This is a genomic window from Betaproteobacteria bacterium, assembly GCA_009693245.1.
Lineage (GTDB): Bacteria > Pseudomonadota > Gammaproteobacteria > Burkholderiales > SHXO01 > SHXO01.
This window is the reverse complement of the sequence record SHXO01000038.1, coordinates 1-16987: the sequence shown is the minus strand read 5'-3', so window position 1 is coordinate 16987 and position 16987 is coordinate 1. Positions and strand designations below refer to the sequence as shown.

16 protein-coding genes are annotated in these 16987 nt (G+C 60.0%); 14 read left to right on the top strand and 2 right to left on the bottom strand.

Features of this window, described 5'->3' with window-relative positions; translation table 11 throughout:
• Window position 1: 1 nt before the first annotated feature.
• From EXR36_08110 to cysM, 12 genes are all read left to right on the top strand, one after another.
• Window positions 2-1105 (top strand): histidinol-phosphate transaminase, encoded by a 1104-nt coding sequence (locus EXR36_08110; protein MSQ59594.1) that lies wholly within the window; start codon window positions 2-4, stop codon window positions 1103-1105.
• 30 nt (window positions 1106-1135) lie between these two features.
• On the top strand, window positions 1136-1999 hold the full coding sequence (locus EXR36_08105; GenBank protein MSQ59593.1) for a prephenate dehydrogenase/arogenate dehydrogenase family protein: 864 nt from the start codon (window positions 1136-1138) through the stop codon (window positions 1997-1999).
• Window positions 1996-3978 (top strand): bifunctional 3-phosphoshikimate 1-carboxyvinyltransferase/cytidylate kinase, encoded by a 1983-nt coding sequence (locus tag EXR36_08100; protein ID MSQ59592.1) that lies wholly within the window; start codon window positions 1996-1998, stop codon window positions 3976-3978. Before EXR36_08105 ends, EXR36_08100 begins: the two co-directional genes overlap by 4 nt.
• Window positions 3979-4167: 189 nt before the next feature.
• Entirely contained in the window at window positions 4168-5835 is a 1668-nt protein-coding gene (locus EXR36_08095) for a 30S ribosomal protein S1 (GenBank protein ID MSQ59591.1), read from the top strand.
• Window positions 5836-5846: 11 nt separating this feature from the next.
• A complete protein-coding gene (locus EXR36_08090) occupies window positions 5847-6200 on the top strand; it encodes an integration host factor subunit beta (GenBank protein MSQ59590.1) in 354 nt (117 codons plus the stop codon).
• 52 nt (window positions 6201-6252) lie between these two features.
• Window positions 6253-6525 carry a LapA family protein gene (locus EXR36_08085; protein MSQ59589.1) on the top strand — a complete coding sequence of 91 codons (273 nt, stop codon included), beginning with the start codon at window positions 6253-6255 and terminating at the stop codon, window positions 6523-6525.
• Between the two features lie 4 nt (window positions 6526-6529).
• On the top strand, window positions 6530-7720 hold the full coding sequence (gene lapB / locus EXR36_08080) for a lipopolysaccharide assembly protein LapB (protein MSQ59588.1): 1191 nt from the start codon (window positions 6530-6532) through the stop codon (window positions 7718-7720).
• Window positions 7710-8417 (top strand): orotidine-5'-phosphate decarboxylase, encoded by a 708-nt coding sequence (locus tag EXR36_08075; GenBank protein MSQ59587.1) that lies wholly within the window; start codon window positions 7710-7712, stop codon window positions 8415-8417. The genes lapB and EXR36_08075 overlap by 11 nt, the downstream gene beginning before the upstream one ends.
• Before the next feature lie 23 nt (window positions 8418-8440).
• Complete coding sequence (locus tag EXR36_08070) at window positions 8441-9763, top strand: UDP-glucose/GDP-mannose dehydrogenase family protein (protein ID MSQ59586.1); 1323 nt, start codon at window positions 8441-8443, stop codon at window positions 9761-9763.
• Between the two features lie 9 nt (window positions 9764-9772).
• Window positions 9773-10696 carry a D-glycero-beta-D-manno-heptose-7-phosphate kinase gene (rfaE1, locus tag EXR36_08065; protein MSQ59585.1) on the top strand — a complete coding sequence of 308 codons (924 nt, stop codon included), beginning with the start codon at window positions 9773-9775 and terminating at the stop codon, window positions 10694-10696.
• Window positions 10697-10706: 10 nt separating this feature from the next.
• The gene (gene rfaD, locus EXR36_08060) at window positions 10707-11708 is read left to right on the top strand and encodes an ADP-glyceromanno-heptose 6-epimerase (GenBank protein MSQ59584.1); all 1002 of its coding nucleotides are present in this window, start codon (window positions 10707-10709) and stop codon (window positions 11706-11708) included.
• On the top strand, window positions 11705-12589 hold the full coding sequence (gene cysM, locus EXR36_08055; GenBank protein MSQ59583.1) for a cysteine synthase CysM: 885 nt from the start codon (window positions 11705-11707) through the stop codon (window positions 12587-12589). Before rfaD ends, cysM begins: the two co-directional genes overlap by 4 nt.
• A gap of 23 nt (window positions 12590-12612) precedes the next feature.
• Here the strand turns inward: cysM and EXR36_08050 are convergent, their stop codons facing one another.
• Window positions 12613-14475 (bottom strand): phosphoenolpyruvate carboxykinase (GTP), encoded by a 1863-nt coding sequence (locus EXR36_08050; protein ID MSQ59582.1) that lies wholly within the window; start codon window positions 14473-14475, stop codon window positions 12613-12615.
• A gap of 117 nt (window positions 14476-14592) precedes the next feature.
• Here EXR36_08050 and EXR36_08045 point away from each other — a divergent pair, with 117 nt between their 5' ends.
• Both EXR36_08045 and rlmD read left to right on the top strand, forming a co-directional pair.
• Window positions 14593-15372, top strand: a complete 780-nt coding sequence (locus EXR36_08045; GenBank protein ID MSQ59581.1) for a 3'-5' exonuclease — start codon at window positions 14593-14595, stop codon at window positions 15370-15372.
• 16 nt (window positions 15373-15388) lie between these two features.
• Window positions 15389-16717: a 23S rRNA (uracil(1939)-C(5))-methyltransferase RlmD gene (gene rlmD / locus EXR36_08040; GenBank protein MSQ59580.1), complete on the top strand. Its 1329-nt coding sequence runs from the start codon at window positions 15389-15391 to the stop codon at window positions 16715-16717.
• A 46-nt stretch (window positions 16718-16763) separates the two neighbouring features.
• Here rlmD and EXR36_08035 read toward each other — a convergent pair.
• The coding region (locus EXR36_08035) for a BAX inhibitor (BI)-1/YccA family protein (protein MSQ59579.1) at window positions 16764-16987 on the bottom strand (224 nt) is incomplete at its 5' end.

The window sequence follows — 16987 nt, the reverse complement described above, 5'->3', positions numbered from 1 at the left end:
CATGACCGACGCTTGCGAACTCGCGCCTTCCTACGTGCGCGCCATCGCGCCCTACCAGGCCGGCAAGCCTATTTCCGAACTGGCACGGGAGATGGGCTTGGACGAAAACAACATCGTCAAGTTGGCCTCCAACGAGAACCCCTTGGGATGCAGCCCCCTGGCGCGGCAAGCCGTGGAACGGGAAATGGCCGAGGTGGCGCGTTATCCGGACAGCAACGGCTTCTCCCTCAAGGCGGCTATCGCCAAACATTGCTCGGTCGCGCAGGAGCAAATTGTCTTGGGTAGTGGCTCCAACGATGTCCTGGAGATGGTGGCCAAGGCCATGCTCCATCCGGGATGCTCATCCGTCTACTCGCAGTACGCATTCATCGTCTATCCGCTGGCAGTGCAGGCCATGGGCGCCACGCCCATCGCCGTGCCAGCGAAGAATTTCGGGCACGATCTGGACGCCATGGTGGCGGCGGTGCGCCACGATACCCGCGTGCTGTGGATCGCGAACCCCAACAACCCTACCGGAACCTTCGTCCCGGCGCAGGTGCTGAAACGCGCCATAGCCCGCATACCGGCTTCGGTCATCGTGGTTGTGGATGAAGCCTATAACGAGTACCTGAGCGACGCGTTGCGCGTGAACACGGCCGCATGGCTGGGGGAGTTCCCCAATCTCGTCATCACCCGCACCTTGTCCAAGGCCTACGGCTTGGCCGGGTTGCGGGTGGGCTACGCTCTAATGCACACGGAAGTGGCGGGGCTTCTCAACCGGGTGCGCCAACCCTTCAACGTGAGCAGCCTGGCGCAAGCCGCGGCAGTGGACGCGCTTGCCGACCAGGACTTTGTGCGCGGATCCGCCGCCGCGAATGCGCAAGGGATGATTCAGATCACCGAAGGCGTGACCCGGTTTGGTCTGCAATACATTGCCTCCCACGGAAATTTCGTGACGGTGAAGGTGGGAGCCGCTGGCGAGGTCTACCAACGCCTGCTGCGCCAAGGCGTGATCGTGCGGCCCGTGGCCGGATACGGCATGCCGGAACATCTGCGGGTGAGCATCGGCTTGCCGCGCGAGAACGAGCGCTTCCTGAGCGCGCTCGCTGCTTCTCTACACGCCTAGGCTCCGTCTTTGCGGGATAGCGCATTCAGTATTGGCAAGCTGGTGGTGTTTGGCGTTGGATTGATCGGCGCCTCCTTCGCCCTTGCGCTCAAGCAGGCGGGTGCCGTGCGCAAGGTGGTGGGGGTTGGGCGCAGCCGCGCGAATTTGGATGTGGCCCTGGAGCGTGGCGCCATCGATGAGATGGGCTGGGACTTAGATACGGTGTTGCATGATGCCGATCTGGTGCTGCTGGCGGTACCTGTCGCGCAGACCGCCGCCGTGATGGCGAGCATTGTTCCGCATCTCCCGGCCAATTGCGTGGTGACCGATGGCGGTAGCACGAAGCAAGACGTCGTGGCCGCCGCGAGAAAAACCTTTGGCGGCAAACTATCGCAGTTCGTGCCCGCCCATCCCATTGCGGGGGCGGAGCATTCGGGTGCGGGGGCCGCCGATGCGGCGCTTTACCGCAACCGCATGGTGGTGCTGGCCCCCCTGGAGGAAACCAGTGCCGCGGCGATTGAACTGGTTCGCGCAGCTTGGGTGACGTGCGGTGCGAGAGTCACCGGCATGTCTCCCCAGCGCCACGATGAGGTATTCGCGGCGGTGAGCCATCTTCCGCACGCCCTGGCATTCGCGCTCGTATCCATGTTCGCCGAAAGGCCTCTAGGCGAGGAATTGTTCTCCTTCGCCGGCGCTGGTTTTCGCGATTTCACTCGTATTGCGAGCAGCTCGCCGGAGATGTGGCGTGACATCTGCCTCGCCAACCGCGATGCGCTTCTATTGGAATTGGATGCCTACCAAGCGGCGCTGCATTCCATGCGTGACCTGATCGCACAAGGGGATGCAAGCGAATTAGGCGCCCTCTTCGAGCACGCCCGCGGCGCACGTAACCGATGGCTGGGCGGCAAGGGATGAGACTCTATCCGCCCTACACCGACCTGCCCGCACTGGCGCACGCCCAAGGCTGCGTGCGCTTACCCGGTTCAAAAAGCATCTCCAATCGTACTTTACTGCTGGCGGCCTTGTCACAAGGCACGACCAGGGTGCACGATTTACTCGCCTCCGAAGACGTGGAGCACATGCTGGCAGCACTCAGAACATTGGGGGTGCGCATCGGCAAAGGGGCTTCCGGAGAGGAAGTGGTAGTGCACGGCCGCGGCGGAGTGTTTCCAGTGAAGGAAGCGGATCTCTTCCTGGGTAACGCCGGTACGGCGTTCCGGCCGCTGACGGCGGTACTGGCCTTGAGCGGCGGACACTACAAACTTTCAGGCGTGCCCAGAATGCACGAACGCCCCATCGGCGATTTGGTGGAGGCTCTGCGCCAGACGGGCGCCGATGTTCGTTATCTGCGCAACGAGGGGTATCCGCCCCTGGAGATTTTTCCGGCAACAGTGCGGCTTGGCGCGCCCGTGCGGGTGAGAGGCGGGGTTTCCAGCCAATTTCTCACCGCGTTGCTGATGGCGTTGCCGTTGACGGGCGAGGATGCGCGGATCGAGGTCGCGGGTGATTTGATCTCCAAGCCGTACATCGAGCTCACGCTGAAAATGCTGGCGCGTTTTGGTCTGGCCGTGACGCGCGAGGAGTGGAGGGCCTTTCGAATCGCCGGCGGCCAGCGCTACCAGGCAACGGCGGACCTCTATGTGGAAGGAGATGCCTCCAGTGCCTCCTACTTCCTGGCGGCCGGTGCTATCGGTGGCGGGCCGGTGCGGGTGCAAGGTGTGGGCCGCGACAGCATTCAAGGCGATGTCTTATTCGCCCCTGCGTTGGAGCAACTGGGTGCCCGCATCGAATACGGTGATAACTGGATCGAGGCTAGCGGAACCAGGCCGCTGAAAGCCTTCGACCTCGATTTGAACCACATCCCTGATGCCGCCATGACGCTCGCCATCGCCGCATTGTTCACGGATGGACCATGCCGCCTGCGCAACATCGCCAGTTGGAGGATCAAGGAGACCGACCGGCTGGCGGCGATGGCAACGGAACTATGCAAGGTGGGCGCTACAGTGGAGGAAGGTTCCGATTATCTGGTGGTGGTACCGCCTTCCGCCTCCCGCCTCACGCCTCACGCGAGGATATCGACCTACGACGATCACCGCATGGCCATGTGTTTTTCGCTGGTGGCCTTGGGAGAGGTGCCCATTCGTATCGATGAGCCCAAGTGTGTTGCGAAGACCTTCCCGAATTATTTCGAGCGTTTCGCCGCCATCACCGGCCGTGCCCCGGTCATTGCCATCGACGGCCCGTCGGCCTCGGGAAAAGGGACGGTGGCCGAGCGCGTGGCCACGGCCTTGGGTTATCGCTTTCTCGACAGCGGCGCTCTCTACCGCTTAGTGGCGTTGGCGGCCATCGAATCCAAAACCTCCCTGGCGGACGAGAAGGCGCTGGCCCGGCTGGCCCTCGATCTGAATGCCAGCTTCCAAGGTGGCGAGATTTTCCTCGCCGGGGCGCGCGTCACGGAGCGCATTCGCCAGGAGGACGTGTCCGATGCCTCTTCCCGGGTTTCTTCCCTAGCGGGAGTGCGGGTGGCTTTGCTCGATCGCCAGCGGGCATTTCGCACCCTGCCCGGACTGGTGGCCGATGGGCGGGACATGGGTTCCGTGGTCTTCCCAGACGCGGTGCTGAAGGTGTTTTTAACGGCATCGGCCGAAGAGCGCGCGCGGCGCCGGTATAAGCAGTTGATGGCAAAGGGGATAAGTGTTAACCTTCGCGCCCTTTTGGTGGATATCAACGCCAGGGACGCCCGGGACGCACAGCGTAGCGTGGCGCCGCTCCAGCGTTGCCAGGATGCGCAACTGCTCGATACCACTGCACTGGATATAGAGCAGGCCGTTAATCAGGTGCTGGCCTGGGCCGAATCGATACAAGCAGTAGAAACCACGGACTCGGATTCGTAGTGCATCTCGCCTCTCGTGGCGAGGGCACCGCGAAAAAACGAGTATTGACCAACCACACCTCGCGCTCGCGCGCGGATTTTTTGAAGTGACTATTTCCTCGTGACCCCAACAACCTCCAAACCCCAAGCTATCGTCTCCTCCGCCAAATCCAACGTTCTTGCCGCCGGCGGGGCGGAGAGTTTCGCCGCCATGTTCGAAGAAAGCCTATCGCGCAAGGAAATGCGCACGGGCGAAGTCATCACCGCCGAAGTCATGCGCGTGGATGCCAATTTCGTCGTGGTGAATGCGGGACTCAAATCCGAGAGCTATATTCCTCTCGAAGAATTCAAGAGCGACCGGGGAGAGTTGGAGGTGAAGGAGGGCGACTTCGTGCAAGTCGCCATCGATTCTCTCGAAGATGGTCACGGCGAAACGCTCTTGTCGCGCGAGAAGGCCAAACGCTTGTCCGCATGGATGAGTTTGGAAGCAGCCCTCGAACAAGGCGCCATCGTGCAAGGCTTGGTGAACGGCAAGGTCAAGGGTGGATTGACCGTGATGATCAACGGCATTCGCGCCTTCCTGCCTGGTTCTCTTGTCGATCTGCGTCCGGTGAAGGACACCAATCCCTACGAGGGCAAGCTGATGGACTTCAAGGTCATCAAGCTCGATCGTAAGCGCAACAACGTCGTGGTATCGCGCCGCGCGGTTCTTGAAGCGACGCAAGGCGCCGAGCGCGACGCATTGCTCTCCAATTTGCAAGAGGGTTCCACGGTCAAGGGCGTGGTGAAGAACATCACCGACTACGGCGCGTTCGTGGACTTGGGCGGTATCGACGGATTGCTACACATCACCGATCTCGCCTGGCGCCGCGTCAAGCATCCTTCCGAAGTGCTGGCGGTCGGCGACGAAGTGGAAGCCAAGGTCCTCAAGTTCGATCAAGAAAAGAATCGCGTATCGCTCGGGCTCAAGCAATTGGGCGAGGATCCCTGGGTTGGAATCGCGCGCCGCTACCCGCAGGGCACGCGTTTGTTTGGCAAGGTAACCAATCTCACGGACTACGGTGCGTTCGTCGAGATCGAGTCCGGTATCGAAGGCTTGGTGCACGTTTCCGAGATGGATTGGACCAACAAGAACATCCATCCTTCACGCGTGGCGCAAATGGGCGATGAAGTGGAAGTGATGATTCTGGAAATCGATGAGGAGCGCCGTCGTATTTCGCTCGGCATGAAGCAGTGCATGCCCAACCCGTGGGAAGAGTTCGCCTCCAGCTTCCGCAAGAACGACAAGGTGAAGGGGCAGATCAAGTCCATCACCGATTTCGGCGTGTTCATCGGATTGGCGGGCGGAATCGACGGCTTGGTGCACCTCTCCGATCTTTCCTGGACCATGTCCGGCGAAGAGGCCGTGCGCCGCTACAAGAAGGGCGACGAAGTGGAAGCCATGGTGGTATCCATCGATGTGGAGCGCGAGCGCATCTCGCTTGGCATCAAGCAACTGGAGGGCGATCCCTTCACCGCCTATGTGGGAAGCCACGACAAGAGCACGCTCGTGGACGGCGTCGTGAAGACCGTGGATGCCAAAGGCGCGGTGGTGACCCTGGATGGGGATGTCGAAGGCTATCTGCGCGCATCGGAAGTTTCCCGCGACCGCGTGGAAGATATCCGTTCGCATTTGAAGGAAGGCGACCGCGTCAACGCCATGATCATCAACATCGACCGGAAGAACCGCACCATCAACCTCTCCATCAAGGCCAAGAATATGGCGGAGGAGAGCGAGGCGATGCAGAAGCATGCGGCCGATGCACCGGCCAATGCGGGTACCACTAACCTGGGCGCGTTGCTCAAGGCGAAATTCGATACGAAGAACACCAACCAGTAACCGGGTGGGCCATGACGAAGTCAGAGCTGATCGCGAAGCTTGCCAGCCAGTTTTCACAACTGGTGGCCAGTGACGCCGAGTTGGCGGTAAAGATGATTCTCGATAACATGTCCAAGAGTCTCAGCCAAGGGCACCGTATCGAGATTCGGGGTTTCGGCAGCTTTGGTTTGAACTACCGGCCGCCCCGCACGGGGCGCAACCCGAAGTCCGGGGAGAAGGTACATGTGCCGGCTAAGTACGTTCCCCACTTCAAGGCGGGCAAGGAGTTGCGCGAACGGGTGGACAGCGCCGGTGCCGTATCGCCGGCGCCGCCGGCTTCCGTGCTGCCTTCATCCCTTGGCTACCGGGAGTCCACGGAGACTTGAGCCGAATTCCTGGCCGTGAGGGCGTCTAGGGCGTAGAATAATCGCACGGCCTATGCGCTATCTTTATTGGGTTGTTCTTACTCCGCTGTTCCTCTTGCTCGTGGCCTTTGCGCTGCGCAATTCGGATCATGTCACGGTGCGGTTCTTCCTGGGGCGAGAGTGGCACGCACCCCTTGCCTTGGTGCTATTGGTGTTCTTTTGCGCGGGCGTCATGCTCGCCCTGATCGCGGTCATCCCGGCGTTCTACCGCCAGCGGCGCCAATTCGCGCGGCAAGGCCAGTTGCCCGTGGATGACGCCGTGCCCGCTGAAGCGGGCAAACCCTAGAACGATGGAATTCGAATACCGCTGGTTGTTGCTGGGATTCTCCTTGTTTTTCGCGCTGGGGTGGATCGCCGCCCGTATCGATATCAAGCAACTCATCACCGAATCCAGGGCGTTGCCTCGCTCGTATTTTCGCGGCCTGAATTTCTTGTTGAACGAGCAACCGGACAAGGCCATCGAGGCCTTCATCGAAGTGGTGAAGGTGGATCCGCAAACGGTGGAACTTCACTTCGCCCTCGGCAATTTGTTTCGGCGGCGCGGTGAGGTGGAACGCGCCATTCGCATGCACCATAATCTAGCGGGCCGCGAAGATCTCGCGCCAGAGCAGCGCTTGCACGCCGTATTCGAGCTGGGCCAGGACTTTCTCAAGGCGGGATTCCTCGACCGTTCCGAGGAACACTTTCTCAAGCTCAAGGGTACTTCCTTCGAACCGCAAGCGCGTGAGATGCTGCTGGAGATTTACCAGAAGGAGAAAGATTGGGCCAAGGCCATCGAGATCACCCGCGCGGCCGCGGCGCGCGGCGATCAACCCAACCAGCGCAACCTCGCGCAATATTATTGCGAACTGGCGCAGCAAGATCTCACGCACGCGCGTTACGATCCCGCCCGCATTCGCGTCTACGAGGCCCTGGCGGCGAACCGAAAGTGCGCGCGTGCCTCTCTGCTGTTGGGGGATACGGAGGCCGCGACAGGCAATCCGGCGCAAGCCATCGAGGCTTGGAAGAGTATCGAAGGCCAGGATCCGCGCTATCTGGCTTTGGTGGCGCAACGCATGTTATCGGCCTACAAGGAGTCCGGGCAACTGGAGGCGGGCACGACCTTGATGCGTGCCTATTTGGCGTCTTATCCTTCGCTGGATCTGTTCAATGTCCTTTATCAGTCTGTGTTGGATATGGAGGGCCCTGCCAAGGCTCACGAGTTCGTGCGCGAAGAACTAAAGCGCACGCCAACGCTCATGGGGTTGGATAAATTGCTGGAGGCTCAGCTTCTCGACGCACCCCTGGAGCGCAGGCGAGATTTGGAAATGATCCGTGCCTTGGTGCATCAGCATACGCGCGGGTTGTCCCTGTACCGGTGCGATCAATGCGGATTCAAGTCGCGCCAATACTATTGGCACTGCCCGGCCTGTGGCGGTTGGGAAACCTATCCCCCGCGCCGGATGGAGGAGCGCGAACTGATGGGGCAACATGGGGCCTAGAATTATTGTTGCACTGGATTTTCCTCGAACCAAGGAGGCTGCGGACTTCGTTCGTGTGCTGGACCCAAAGTTGTGCCGGGTGAAGGTAGGTAAGGAGTTATTCACGGCGGCAGGCCCCGCCTTCGTCGAGAGCTTGGCCGGGCAAGGCTTCGATGTGTTCCTCGATCTCAAATTTCACGACATTCCCAATACGGTGGCGCGTGCTTGCCGCTTAGCGGCAAGCTTAGGGGTGTGGATGCTGAACGTGCACGCGCTGGGAGGGCGAACCATGATGCTAGCGGCGCGCGAGTCTTTGGAGTCTATCCAAGGCCGTCGTCCGCTTCTCGTCGCCGTGACGGTGCTGACCAGCATGACGGGCGCGGAAATGGCCGAGGTGGGCCTGGGTGACAATGTTGGCGCGGCAGTCTCGCGGCTTGCCGCCCTTACGGCCCAATGCGGTTTGGCGGGCGTGGTGTGTTCTGCCCAGGAAGCGGCAGGTTTGCGCGCGGAGCGCGGCACTGAATTCCTATTGGTGACTCCCGGCATCCGGCTCGCGGGCGATGGCGCGCAAGATCAGAAACGGGTGACGACGCCCGAGCAAGCTATCGCATGGGGTGCTTCATATTTGGTAATCGGCCGCCCGGTCACTCGTGCTCTGGATCCTAACAAAGTCTTGATCGAATCGGCGCGTGGCATTGAATCTGCACATGGTGCGTGATCTGTTCGCGGGGAGAATAAGCATTGAAAGTTAGCATCATCGGAACCGGATACGTGGGGTTGGTCACGGGCACTTGCTTGGCGGAGCTGGGCAACGATGTGCTCTGCTTGGATGTGGACCAACGCAAGATCGAGCTGCTCAAGAAGGGCGTGATCCCCATCCACGAGCCAGGCTTGGAGAGGCTGGTCAAGAGCAACGTGTCTTCTGGGCGCTTGCGTTTCACCATGGATGCTCAGGAGAGCGTCGGTCATGGCACCCTTCAATTGATCGCGGTTGGAACCCAGCCCGAGGAGGATGGATCCGCCGATTTGCGGCATGTGGTCGAGGCCGCCCGCAACATCGGACGGCATATGCAGGAATACCGGGTGGTGGTGGACAAGTCGACGGTCCCCGTGGGTACCGCGGATAAGGTGAAGGCGGCCATCGCCGGGGAACTCTCCGCGCGCGGTGTGACCGTGCCTTACAGCGTCGTGTCCAACCCGGAGTTTCTGAAGGAAGGCGCGGCAGTGGAGGATTTCATGCGGCCGGACCGCATCGTCATCGGTTCCAGCGATGACCGCGCCACGCAGATAATGCGCACGCTCTACGCCCCCTTGCAGCGCAATCACGAGAGAATCCTGGTGATGGACGTGCGCTCCGCGGAACTGACCAAGTACGCCGCCAACGCCATGCTGGCCACGCGTATTTCCTTCATGAACGAGCTGGCGAATCTGGCCGAAGTACTCGGCGCGGACATTGAGAAGGTGCGCGTGGGCATCGGGTCGGATCCAAGAATTGGCTACGACTTCTTGTATCCTGGTTGTGGCTACGGCGGATCGTGCTTTCCCAAGGATGTGAAGGCCCTTCAGAAGACGGCGCGGGACGCGGGCCTCGGGCTCAAAATATTGAATGCCGTGGAGCAGGCCAATGAGGCGCAGAAGCGGCGGTTGACGGAAAAAATTGTGGCGCGTTTCGGAGAAGACCTTTCTGGCCACCGCTTCGCGTTATGGGGTTTGGCCTTCAAACCCAACACCGACGACATGCGGGAGGCGCCCAGCAGGGTCATCGTCAAGGCATTGACGGACAGAGGCGCCAGCATTGCAGCCTACGATCCCGTCGCGATGCCAGAAGCGAAGAAAGTTTTTGCGGGCGAAGCCCAGATCGCCTTCTGCGATTCGCCAGATCAGGCGCTGATGGGTGCGAGCGCATTGGTCATTGTCACCGAATGGAAGCAGTTCCGCAGCCCGGAGTTCTCCGAAATCAAGGCGCAGCTAAAGAATCCCGTGATTTTCGATGGCCGTAATCTCTACGATCCCGCGCTCGTGCGGCAATTCGGTCTGGAATACCACGCCATTGGACGGCCCTAGCGCATTCCCATGAAAGCCCCCGATCTTTCTTCCGTTCGAATGCTGGTGGTCGGTGACGTCATGCTGGACCGCTATTGGTTCGGCGACGTCAGCCGTATCTCGCCCGAGGCGCCAGTGCCGGTGGCGCGCATCACGCGCGAGGAAACGCGCGCTGGGGGCGCCGCCAACGTCGCGCGCAACGCCGCCGCGGTGGGGGCGAAGGTGGATTTGCTAGCGGTCACTGGAGAAGACGAAGCAGGCCGCGAGCTTGAACGTTTATTGCGCGACGAAGGAGTTGCCGTGGCCTTCACTCGCGACCCCACCCTTAAGACCACGGTGAAGCTGCGCGTCATTGGCCGCCAGCAGCAATTGTTGCGAGTGGATTTCGAGAACGTGCCGGATGAGCGCGCGCTGGCTTCGAAGCTGGCTGGCTTCGATGAGAAGATCGGCGCGGCGGACGTGGTCATTTTCTCGGACTATGGCAAGGGGGGGCTGGCCCATATCGAGCAGATGATCATGCGCGCTCGCCAGCACGGCAAGCCAGTGCTAGTGGATCCCAAGGGCGACGACTACGAGCGCTATCGCAACGCCACGGTGCTCACCCCCAACCGCTCGGAGTTTCGCGAAGTGGTGGGGCGGTGGAAGAGCGAAGAGGACATGGCTCAACGCGCGCAGCGCCTGCGGGAATCCTTGGGATTACAGGCATTGCTCGTGACTCGAAGCGAGGAGGGAATGTCGCTTTACGAAGCGAACGCCGCCACTCATGTGCCGGCGATCGCGCAGGAAGTATTCGATGTGAGCGGAGCCGGCGATACGGTCATCGCCATCCTGGGTGCGATGCTGGCCAGTGGTAGCACTCTTGCCCAGGCAGTGCAGTGGGCGAACAAGGCCGGTGGCATCGTCGTGGGCAAGTTGGGCACGGCCGTGGTCCATCCCGCCGAACTATTCGGATAGGGGCATCATCATGAGCATCGTATTGACTGGCGCGGCGGGGTTCATCGGATCCAATCTCTTGTACGCGCTCAATGCCCGGGGTGAGACGGACATCATCGCCGTGGACAATCTCACCCGCGGGGACAAATTCAAGAACCTGGCGGATTGCCGTTTTGCCGAATACTTCGACAAGACCGCCTTGCTCTGCGTGCTCAAGCAGGCAAGCTGGCGCCGCAATGTGCGCGCGATATTGCACCAAGGGGCCTGTTCCGACACGATGGAATCCGATGGCCGCTACATGATGGAGAACAACTACCGCTATTCGGTGGAGCTGTTCCAGTTCTGCCGCGATCACGCAATACCCTTCATCTATGCTTCTTCCGCGGCGGTGTATGGGGCAGGCACGGTGTTCGAAGAGGAAGAGCGTTCCGAGCAGCCATTGAATGTGTACGGTTACTCCAAGGCTTTGTTCGATCAATACGTGCGGCGCCATTGGCGGACCAAGACCGCGCAGGTCGTGGGGCTGCGCTACTTCAATGTCTACGGCCCGCGTGAATCCCACAAGGCGCGTATGGCCTCCGTGGCTTATCATTTCTTGAATCAGTATCTCGCCGGTGGCCATGTACGCCTATTCGAGGGCAGCGGTGGCTATGGCGCGGGCGAGCAATTGCGGGATTTTGTTCACGTGGACGATGTGGTGAACATCAATCTATTTTTTCTGGCCCATCCCGCGGTGTCGGGAATTTTCAACGCCGGTACCGGGCGCGCGCAATCGTTCAACGAAGTGGCGGTGGCAACCGTGAACGCGGCGCGCCGTGCGCGGGGAAGCACGGAGTTGACCCTTGATGAATTGCGCGCGCGCGACGAGATTCAGTATGTTTCCTTCCCGGAGGGATTGAAGGAGAAATATCAAAGTTACACCCAGGCGAACTTAACTCGCCTCAAACAGGCCGGCTACGGCGAGGCGATGAGCGATGTCGGCGAGGGCGTGTCGCGCTATGTGTCGTGGATGCTGGGAAAGGAACATCGGTGAACCGTACGCTGGAATCCTTCGTGGGCGGTACCCCGCTGGTACGCTTGAAGCGCTTACCGGGCGAGTCGTCCAATGTCGTGCTAGGGAAACTGGAAGGTAATAATCCCGCGGGGTCGGTGAAGGACAGGCCTGCCTTGTCCATGATCGTACGCGCCGAGGAGCGCGGCGATATCAAACCTGGTGACACGCTGATCGAGGCCACCAGCGGAAATACGGGAATCGCATTGGCCATGGTGGCCGCCATGCGCGGTTACGAGCTCATCCTCATCATGCCGGAACACTTGAGTGCCGAGCGGCGCCAGACCATGGCCGCCTTCGGCGCGCAATTCGTGCTAACGCCCCAAGCGGGCGGAATGGAACAAGCGCGCGATGTAGCCACGGCGATGCAAGCGCGCGGCGAAGGCAAGATACTCGATCAATTCGCCAATCCGGACAATCCACGTTCCCACTACGAGGGCACGGGGCCGGAGATATGGCGCGATACGCAAGGCAAGATCACCCATTTCGTGAGCAGCATGGGAACCACTGGGACCATCATGGGTTGCTCGCGTTATCTGAAAGAGAAGAATCCGAACATCCAGATCATCGGGTGCCATCCCACCGCAGGTTCGCAGATTCCCGGCATACGCAAATGGCCAGAAGAGTATCTGCCAGGAATTTACGACGCGAAACGCGTCGATCGCGTGATCGAGGTCAGCCAAGGCGATGCGGAACGGACCATGCGGCGCATGGCCACGGAGGAAGGCATCTTCGCGGGAGTTTCCTCGGGAGGGGCCATGTGGGCGGCGCTGCAAGTGAGCGCGCAAGCGAAGAATGCGGTCATCGTCACGATCGTGTGTGACCGTGGAGACCGCTATCTATCGACGGGCGTGTTCGGCTAAGGCTTGAAGGAGCTGCAACCGGCTTAGGTTGTTACCGTCCAGTGCGGCTCGGATTGCAGTAGGCTGGCTAGCAATTCCTCCCTCTTCCGAGAAAATTCCGCGGGAAGACGGTCTCCGATCTTGGCGAAAAGCTGCTCGTGCAAATCCAACTCCTTTACCCACGAGTCGCGGTCGATGGCCATGAGACGGCGGTACTGCTCATCCGATAAATGTTCCAAACCGCGCCATTCCAAATCTTGCCGGCGTGGCATCCATCCCAGGACGCTACGTGCCGCGCCAGTGCGTTCGCGGCAGCGATCCACGATCCACTTGAGCACCCGCATATTTTCGCCGTAACCGGGCCAAAGAAATTTACCGCTGGGATCCTTGCGGAACCAATTCACGCTGAAAATCTTGGGGTGCCGCGTGATCCGTTTTCCGGTATCGAGCCAGTGCTTGAAGTAGTCGCCAATGTGATAGCCGCAGAACGGGAGCATGGCCATGGGGTCGCGGCGTACCTCGCCTGTCTTGCCCGCCGCCGCCGCCGTGGTTTCCGACCCCATCGTGGAGGCCATGTAGACACCGTCATCCCAGCTAAAACTCTCGAATGCGAGCGGAACATTGGTGCTTCGCCGTCCGCCGAAAATAAACGCACTGATGGGAACGCCCTTCGGATCATTCCACTCGGAAGCGATGGAAGGGCATTGCGCCGCGGGCACGGTAAAGCGAGCGTTGGGATGCGCTGCTTTGCGCCCGCAATCCGGCGTCCAGGGCTTGCCTTGCCAATCCGTGAGCTGCGCCGGCGGGGTATCCGTCATCTCTTCCCACCACACGTCGCCATCTTGGGTAAGGGCGACGTTGGTGAAGATGCAATTCGCCTTGAGGGTATCCATGGCATTGGGATTGGTTTTGCACGAAGTCCCAGGTGCCACTCCGAAGAAGCCGAATTCTGGATTGATGGCGTAGAGCTGCCCATCGGTAGAGGGCCGTATCCAGGCGATATCATCCCCAATGGTGGAAACCTTCCAGCCCGCGAATGCAGCAGGTGGAATCATCATGGCGAAATTGGTTTTACCGCAGGCGCTGGGGAAGGCAGCCGCCACGTAGGTCTTCTCACCCTGAGGAGATTCCACGCATAGTATCAACATGTGTTCGGCGAGCCAGCCTTGATCCCGGCCCATGTTCGATGCGATGCGCAGGGCGAAGCATTTCTTGCCAAGCAGCGCATTGCCGCCATAGCCACTACCAAAGGAGCAAATGGTGCGCTCCTCGGGGAAGTGCACGATGTACTTGTGCTCCTTGTTGCTGGGCCAGGCCACGTCCTTTTGGCCGGGCTTCAGCGGCGCACCCACGGAATGCAGGCAAGGAACGAATGGTCCGTCCTGGCCCAAGACTTCGAGCGCGGCGCTGCCCATGCGGGTCATGACGCCCATGCTGAGTGCGACATAGGCCGAGTCCGTGATTTCGACTCCGATGTGGGATAGACCGGAGCCGATGGGGCCCATGCTGAATGGCACTACGTACATCGTGCGGCCTTGCATGCAGCCATCGAAAAGGCCGCGCAACGTCTGCCTCATTTGCGCCGGATCGACCCAATTATTGGTGGGGCCGGCGTCGTGTTTGTTCACGCTGCAGATGTAAGTGCGATCCTCGACGCGGGCGACATCGCTCGGATCAGATAGGGCGAGGTAGCTATTGGGGCGTTTCGCCGGATTCAACGGCTTGAGCGTACCTGCTCGCACGAGCTCCGCGCACAAAGCGTCGTATTCGGCCTTGGAGCCGTCGCACCAGACGATGCGTTCGGGTTTGGTGAGCCGGGCGGTGTCTTCCACCCATTTCAGGAGGTTCTTGTGTCTTATTGAGGGGCGGCTGCCCGCTTGGGATTGCGCAGCGTTTTGGCGGTCCACTGACAATATGCTGTAGTGATAGGTCTGGCCGATGTTAGCATGAAGCCCGCCAGCGCCTGGGTATGCGCCGTTGATACGCCGGTAAATCACCTGAACCACCGCTTGTTCGATTCCCCAATGACCCCCGTCTTAGCCTTTGACATCGAGACTATTCCCGACACCACGGGTATTCGGCGTCTGTATGGCTTGGGTGACGACATTTCCGAAAAAGAAGTGGCCGATCTGGCGTTTTACCAGCGCCGGCAGGCTGCGGGGCACGATTTTCTGCCGCTCTACCTACATCGCGTGGTGGCTATCGCATGTGCCCTAAGGGACAGCGAGGGATTTCGCGTCTGGAGTTTAGGCGGTGCGCAAGACAGCGAGGCGGCGTTAATTCAGAGATTTTTCGACGGCATAGAGAAATTCACGCCGCAACTTGTCTCGTGGAATGGCGGAGGGTTCGATCTTCCCGTCCTGCACTACCGGTCCTTGGTGAACCGCGTGCAGGCCGCGCGCTACTGGGGGCAGGGCGAGGATGACCGTGACTTCAAATGGAACAACTACATCAGCCGTTACCACGCCCGGCACTTGGACATGATGGATCTGCTGGCTTTATACCAGGGGCGGGCCGCTGCTCCGCTGGATGATATCGCGCAATTGCTGGGTTTCCCTGGAAAGCTCGGGATGGACGGCTCCAAGGTTTGGGAGGCCTACCAAAATGGAGAAATCGCCGCCATACGAAATTATTGCGAGACTGATACGGCCAACACTTATTTGGTGTATTTGCGCTTTCAAATGACTCGCGGACAATTGACCACGCGGGCCTACGAGCAAGAAACCGAGTTGGTGCGCGCGAGTTTGCACAATTCGCCTGCGACGCACTGGCGGGAATTCCTCGCGCGCTGGCCTGCCGCGTAACTTTGGCCATCCAGCAATGACGTTCTTGGAAGCCGATGGCACCCCTGCGCTTCTCGACATCGAATCCGTTGACCATGAGGGACGCGGAGTAGGGCGGGTAGCGGGCAAAGTCCTATTTGTCGAGGGAGGCATCACCGGTGAGCGCGTGGCGTACCGTGTGTTTCAAACCAGATCGCGTCACGAATTCGCCGCAGCCACCCATATACGCCGCGAGAGCGTGTTACGTGTCAAACCGAAATGCCCGTATTTTGAGCGCTGTGGCGGGTGCAGCATGCAGCACATCGGCGAGCGTGCTCAGGTGGCCATCAAGCAGCGCATCCTGGAGGACAACCTCAAGCGCTTGGGCGGTGTCGTCCCCGAAGAAATATTGCCTCCCATTCATGGTCCGGCTTGGTCCTATCGCGCGCGCGCCCGCCTTTCTGTTCGGTTCGTAAAGAAGAGAGACGAAGTTCTGATTGGATTCAACGACCGCAAGAGCCATCACGTGGTCGATATGCACTCCTGCGCTATCTTGCCCGCTCACGTTTCCATGGCCTTGACGCCTCTGCGCGTGCTCCTCGCCAGATTTGAAAGTCGAGCCGTCATACCGCAGGTGGAGATCTCCGTGGGGGATGACGCCACCGTACTTCTGATTCGGAATCTCGAACCTCTCAGCGCGGAAGAGTGTTACCTGCTGGAGCAGTTTGGAAGTGAGCGGAATATTGGCATATACCTACAACCGAATGGGCCCAAATCGATCCATCCTCTCGGCACGCAACCCAAGCAGCTTAGTTACTTCCTCGGCGAGTTCGGGGTATCCATCAAGTTTGGCCCCCAGGACTTCACCCAAATAAACTACGCCGTCAACGGGGTACTGATTAGGCGCGCGTTGTCTCTACTCGATCCTCAAGAACAGGACCGCATCGCGGATCTCTTCTGCGGGCTTGGGAATTTTTCGCTGCCGCTGGCACGGCGAGGGGCATGGGTTACCGGTGTGGAAGGCGACCATGGAATGGTGGAAAAAGCGCGCGAGAATGCCCAAGCGAACGCATTGGACAAAAAGGTGCGATTCCATGTGGCGAACCTCGCTGAGATGACGCCCGAAGCGTGGGCCACTCTGGGGACGTTCGATAAGTTGCTCATCGATCCTCCCCGCCTGGGCGCCGCCGCAGTGGTGGAAACTATCCCGCAAGAGCAAATTCGCCGCATCGTTTACGTTTCCTGCAATCCCGCGACCCTGGCGCGTGATGCGGGGACCTTGGTCCGGGACAAAGGTTACCGCTTGGCCGCCGCGGGTGTCGTGAACATGTTCCCTCACACTGCCCACGTGGAGTCCATGGCGCTCTTCGAGCGCGAGCCTGAATAAAAAAAGGCCGGAAGACCGGCCCTTTTTTCGATCTCGATGGGAGATCTTATTCTCTATCGCCCCCGGCGAAAGCCATCAATAGATGAAGTAAATTGGCGAATATGTTGAACAGGCTCATGTAGACCCCCATGGTCGCCACTACATAGTTGGTTTCCCCACCGGTGACAATGCGCGACAAATCGTGCAATAAAAATAAGGAAAACACGACGATTACGAGAGACGAGATCGTCAAGGCCAGGGCAGGAATATGCAGAAACATGTTGGCGAGCA

Bases quoted from the DNA above. Each gene is read 5' to 3' on its own strand.
- EXR36_08090 (MSQ59590.1), top strand. From the start codon at position 5,847: ATGACGAAGTCAGAGCTGATCGCGAAGCTTGCCAGCCAGTTTTCACAA.
- EXR36_08110 (MSQ59594.1), top strand. From the start codon at position 2: ATGACCGACGCTTGCGAACTCGCGCCTTCCTACGTGCGCGCCATCGCG.
- rfaE1 (MSQ59585.1), top strand. From the start codon at position 9,773: ATGAAAGCCCCCGATCTTTCTTCCGTTCGAATGCTGGTGGTCGGTGAC.
- lapB (MSQ59588.1), top strand. From the start codon at position 6,530: ATGGAATTCGAATACCGCTGGTTGTTGCTGGGATTCTCCTTGTTTTTC.
- EXR36_08075 (MSQ59587.1), top strand. From the start codon at position 7,710: ATGGGGCCTAGAATTATTGTTGCACTGGATTTTCCTCGAACCAAGGAG.
- EXR36_08085 (MSQ59589.1), top strand. From the start codon at position 6,253: ATGCGCTATCTTTATTGGGTTGTTCTTACTCCGCTGTTCCTCTTGCTC.
- EXR36_08045 (MSQ59581.1), top strand. From the start codon at position 14,593: ATGACCCCCGTCTTAGCCTTTGACATCGAGACTATTCCCGACACCACG.
- EXR36_08095 (MSQ59591.1), top strand. From the start codon at position 4,168: ATGTTCGAAGAAAGCCTATCGCGCAAGGAAATGCGCACGGGCGAAGTC.
- rlmD (MSQ59580.1), top strand. From the start codon at position 15,389: ATGACGTTCTTGGAAGCCGATGGCACCCCTGCGCTTCTCGACATCGAA.
- EXR36_08100 (MSQ59592.1), top strand. From the start codon at position 1,996: ATGAGACTCTATCCGCCCTACACCGACCTGCCCGCACTGGCGCACGCC.
- rfaD (MSQ59584.1), top strand. From the start codon at position 10,707: ATGAGCATCGTATTGACTGGCGCGGCGGGGTTCATCGGATCCAATCTC.